General features: G+C 41.6%; 3 protein-coding genes. All 3 read right to left on the bottom strand.

The window, feature by feature from the left end:
• A partial coding sequence (locus F6K22_RS30070) for an nSTAND1 domain-containing NTPase (protein WP_293106645.1) occupies positions 1-2898 on the bottom strand: 2898 nt, incomplete at its 3' end.
• Positions 2898-3218: a CU044_2847 family protein gene (locus F6K22_RS30075; RefSeq protein WP_293106648.1), complete on the bottom strand. Its 321-nt coding sequence runs from the start codon at positions 3216-3218 to the stop codon at positions 2898-2900. The genes F6K22_RS30070 and F6K22_RS30075, both read right to left, overlap by 1 nt.
• A gap of 1187 nt (positions 3219-4405) precedes the next feature.
• The coding region (locus F6K22_RS30080) for a group II intron reverse transcriptase (RefSeq protein WP_293106651.1) at positions 4406-5475 on the bottom strand (1070 nt) is incomplete at its 5' end.

The raw sequence follows: 5475 nt of genomic DNA on the forward strand, positions 1-5475 counted from the left end.
GTCAGCACTTGCAGTAGCTATCAACTCACCATCGGGGCTAAATTCTGCACTGTAGACCGAACCCTGATGCCCTGATAGAGTTTTTACCAGAGTGCCGTCTGCTTTCCACAGTTTCACTGTCTTGTCAAAACTTGCAGTAGCTATCAACTCACCATCAGGGCTAAATTCCGCACTGATGACCGAACCCTGATGCCCTAAGAGAGTTTTCACCAGAGTACCGTCTGGTTTCCACAGTTTCACTGTCTTGTCAAAACTTGCAGTAGCTATCAACTCACCATCAGGGCTAAATTCCACACTTTTGACCTCAGCCTGATGCCCTAAGAGAGTTTTCACCAGAGTACCGTCTGGTTTCCACAGTTTCACTGTCTTGTCAACACTTCTAGTAGCTATCAACTCACCATCAGGGCTAAATTCCGCACTGATGACCGAACCCTGATGCCCTAAGAGAGTTTTCACCAGAGTACCGTCTCGTTTCCACAGTTTCACTGTCTTGTCAAAACTTGCAGTAGCTATCAACTCACCATCAGGGCTAAATTCTGCACTGATGACTGGTTGCAGATGCTCTTCTAAGCGCTTATACTCCCGCCAGTTTGTCATTTCCTGCAATATTCCTGCTGTCCTAAAAGGTATGTCAGGTTTAATTTGACGATCATTTTGCAGTTTTTTTAATTGTTTCCCAAGTCTGATGATATCTAACTGTGTCTCTAAACTTTCATCGAAACGGGATTCTAAAGTAGCTATTTCAGCTCTCATATCAGCATTTTTCTCACTAATAATAGCTCTTTGCTCACTTTCAACAGCTTGACGCCTCTGCAACTCTGACCATATCCCCGCCCCAGAAACTAAAACCAAACCAACCGTCAACCCCAAAACAGTTAACTGCCTCCCACGCTGTCGTTGTTTCTGTTCCCGATCGCGCAACGCCAAACTCAACTGAATAAAAACCCGCTCCTCTTGACTCAACTCCGACAACCTTTCCTGATGCCATTTCTCTGCTTCCACCAAAAGCAACCCCCGCAACAATGCCCCATCATCCTTACCCTTATCCTCCCATTCTGCCAACCTACCCTTCAACTTTTCCTGCCAAACCCGAAACTCGCGACTCACTGCCATCCATCCCCGCAACATTCCCCATTCTCTAATCAACGCCTCATGGATAACCTCCACCGTTTCCTCACCAGTTTCATCCCGCCCCGTCACCACCAACCGACCATCAGCTAACCGCCTCACCAGATCCCAATTATCTACTCCCACCTCAGCACGAGTCGCCACCTTGCGAGTATCCTCAGTTCCCATCCCTGGTTGCACCAACTGAATAAACACCCGTTCCGTCTTTTCTCTATCTGCGTCAGTCAACTTTTCATAAACATCATCCGCATAACTTGCCAACGCCTTCTCAACTCCTCCCACTTCCTCATAACCTTCGTGAGTAAGCTGACCATTGCTTTGCTTACCCCACAAACGCTCCAGAGCAAATTCCAACAAAGGCAAATTACCAGGCGATCGCTCCACATCCTTTAATATCCGTTCAGTCAACCCCGACTCCAACTGGACCCCCAACTTTTGCGCAGGCAATTCAATAACAGACTGCAACTCCTGACTATTCATCGGTCCCAAAAAATAAGTCACACTCCTCTTACTCCCCCCTTTGAAAGAGGGGTTAGGGGGGAGCGTTCCCTGCAAAGCATCCGCCAACGAACGGTCAGACAAAGCATACCCCAAAAAATCAGCCCGCAGAGTAATAACTAAAGTCAAGTCTGGAATATTTGCCACTGCATTAAGCAACCTTTCGAGAAACAATACCCGCTTTTCCCCGTCAGTACAAAGAGTGTAAATTTCTTCAAATTGATCCACCACCAACAACAAATGACTGCCTGGATGTTTCTCCAAAATAGAAGCTAACCATGTTGATAAAGTTGACTCTTTTTCTTCCAACAACATAGAAAGTTGCAAAGCTTCTATCTCTTGTACAGTTTCCTTATTTTCTGGTTGCTTGAAACGAACCAAAGCACGAGCCATTTCATCAAAAGGATGAGCTTTTGGGCGAAACTGTTCAATTTGCCAATTCCCCTGAGAGCGCAACTGAGGAATTAACCCCGCAAACACCACCGAAGACTTACCACTACCAGAAGGCCCAATAACCGCCACAAATTGTTGTCGTGCCACTGCTGCCATAAGCTGCCCGGCGATCGCCTCCCGCCCAAAAAAGTATTCCGCATCACCTTCCCGGAAAGCAAACAAACCTTTATAGGGACAACTAGCAATTAACCGCTCCTGCAACTGAGGCCATGCTGCCATCAATAAATTAGTAGGAATAATAAATGCTGCCTTAGTATCCAGTTGTTGTTTTTCCGCAGCAACGGCCATTCCCACTACACCCTCCAAAGATTCGTCCCAAACAGGAGTACCACTAAAACCCTCCTGCAAAGCATAACCAGTGTTGTCAATATCCTCTAGTTGGACCCAACCATTAGCAGTACCACCCCGTAACACGCCATTGGCCCAGACACCATTTTGCTTACCCTTGGGAAACCCAAAAGCACGAAAATTATGCCCCCAATATTCCTCAGAAGTCATCAACCGCACTGGGGAAATATTATTAGGAATAGTTGTTAATTCCAAAACAGCAATATCTTCTAAAGCTGCCTGTGGGTTAACAGGCAACCAGAAAATTACTTTAGCTGTCATAAATTTCCCTGGTGCAACTTGAGGAAAATCTAACTTAACTTCTGTGGTTTGCATTTCAGCAGTATTACCATTGATGCCTAATGCCAAAGCTACCACATGAGCGCAAGTCAGAATTTGATTTTCAGATACTAAAAAACCGGCTCCTTTTACTTGGTTTGACTGAGAATAAATTCTGACAATAGAGCGGTCAAAGTTAAGTATTGTAGTCATTATTTATTATGCCACTTCAGAGTAATTTCATAGTTAACTTCTGCCTCTCCAGAAGCAATAATTGCTCCCATTTCAGCACTTAATTTAATCCCAAATTTCACCTCTACTTCATCAGCAGGTTCATTCATACTTCTGACTTTTTTAATAATAGTATTAGCCACAGGTTTAATTTTTTCCATGGCTGCATCAAAGCTTTTATTAGCCTTCCGAGCTACATCATCAACTCTGCCAATACGGTCATCAACTGGTTGGGGAGGCGCATCTACTTCGATAAGAATAGAGTCACCATCTTCTAGAGGAAATTCTACAATTTGCTTCATAATAATTTGTTTAAATTTTTTGTTTAATATTATCCTAACTTCGGTAATATCATAATTTGTTGTTGCGGTTTAGCGCTCCACATATTTCTCTGGCGCCAAAGCACAACAATGAGCCTAATTATAAATATTTTACCTAAGTAGCCAAGTGTAATTAAATATCACTATGTCATTGCGACTGGAACGGAGTGGAAGGAAGCAATCTCAAAGGTTTGGGCTGCATAAACATTTTGTTACATAGTGAAGTTTATTCACGCCTACCTACTTAAAATGATATAAGTTTACAATAACGAGCCTAATTATAAATATTTTACCTAAGTAGCCAAGTGTAATTAAATGTCGCTATGTCATTGCGACTGGAACGGAGTGGAAGGAAGCAATCTCAAAAGTTTGGACTGCATAAACATTTTGTTGCATAGTGAAGTTTATTCACGCCTACCTACTTAAAATGATATAAGTTTACAATATAGCGATTTGCCTATCAGTTAAGTATAATAAACACGACTGAAGCATAAGGTACGAAAAACCACGGATTTGAGATTGCTTCCCTGTCGGTCGCAATGACGAAAATACCTTGTACTGCGTAAGTCCTAATAGTCCTAATAAAGTGAATCTAATATATATAAAAATATCAAACAAACCAAATAAATAATTTTGATACAAATTCCACAAAAAATACTACAATATAAGCTTTTTTCCTTACCCTCTAAATACTGATTACTAACTACTATGGTGGGAAATAGCTACATCTTCTGCTCTGTTCCCTATCCCTTTGTTAGATTTACCCTACAATAAATCTATTAAATAATTTTCAACCAGAAGAAAATTTAGCATTTTATGACAAAACGGAAATAACAAAAAAGTTACTTCCGTTTATTTTTTCTCTCAAAACTTCCCTTACGGGTAATATTTACTGCGATAAGATTTTTCAACACAAAAGACTATTAAGCCTTTAGCCATTCATTGGCTTCCCCTAAATGACTATTGTCGAAAACTTTGACAGGACAAGGACAGATAAATCCAAAAAATTTTGTTGCTCCGAGAATCCATTTGTTAAACTAAGCCAGGTAAGTTACCCTACCCGACTCGTCTTCAGAACCGGACGTGAGACTTTCACCTCATCACGGCTCCCCTCTTAGATGTCCCTTGTCATGGGCACATCCTTAAAATCCCACCTTGGACTTGATGAGTCAAACATAGTTAACTGCTTTCAAATCTTTGGCAGTCTTAACGTCGTGGCAATGTCGGTGTAACACCTGTTTATTTTTATAGGTGTTGTCATCGCCTTCAGACCTAGGAACGATGTGGTCAACTTCCATAAGGTCAGTTGGGCTAAAGGTTAATCCACAAAATGCGCATTTACCTTTTTGTAGTTTAAGTAACGTTGTGACTTCTTTCCTTACGCCTGGATGTTTACCGATTCTGCTACTCCAATAAGTCCAGTCACCGTCATAGGCTGACCTATTACCTTTTACTTTGGTGTGCCGTATTATAGGTACATCTGAGTGTAGGTTTAGTATATGTTTCCCTTCGTTTAATACCCAGTTTCTGGTATCTTGAACTTTAGGAAAATACTTCCTCTTCACCCATTTAGCCGACTTATTTGGATGCCTTCTACTTGCCCATCTCCATAGCCTATTATATAAAAGCTTATCCATTTTGCTGAACACTTTTTTACTGACTACAGTGGAAAAGTAGTTAGCCCATCCTCTTATTATCGGATTCAACTTAGCTATTAACGCGTTAGTAGGGGCAGTTTTGTGGGAGTCACATACACCCGCCAGTTTCCGATAATGAGTTTTAATACTCTTGGTAGATGGTTTAATCAGCGTTTTAAATCCTTGTTTGGTTGAATTGGCCTCATATTGCCTGACTGTAAAACCTAAAAAATTAAATCCGGGTTTATTACCTTCATATTCTTCTAAGGTGTGGGCAATTTTGGTTTTCTCTGGTTTTAGTTCTAATCCTATCTGGTTTAACCATTCCTGTATTACGGCTTTTGCTTTTAACACTACTTTGATGTCTTCGTGCAGGATAACGAAGTCGTCTGCGTAGCGTATAAGAGAAAGGCTTTGTACTTTGCTTTTCCAGGCTAGCTGATGACCTTTATGATTCCTCATATCTAAGGTCTTGGCAAATTCCGTTAACCTTTCTTCCATACCGTGTAGAGCGATGTTTGCTAGTAGAGGACTAATTACCCCTCCCTGTGGTGTTCCTTCCACAGTGCTTGAGAATTGTTTATTATCAAACACTCCAGCTC

The organism is Okeania sp. SIO2F4 (genome assembly GCF_010672385.1).
Taxonomy (GTDB): Bacteria; Cyanobacteriota; Cyanobacteriia; order Cyanobacteriales; family Microcoleaceae; genus Trichodesmium.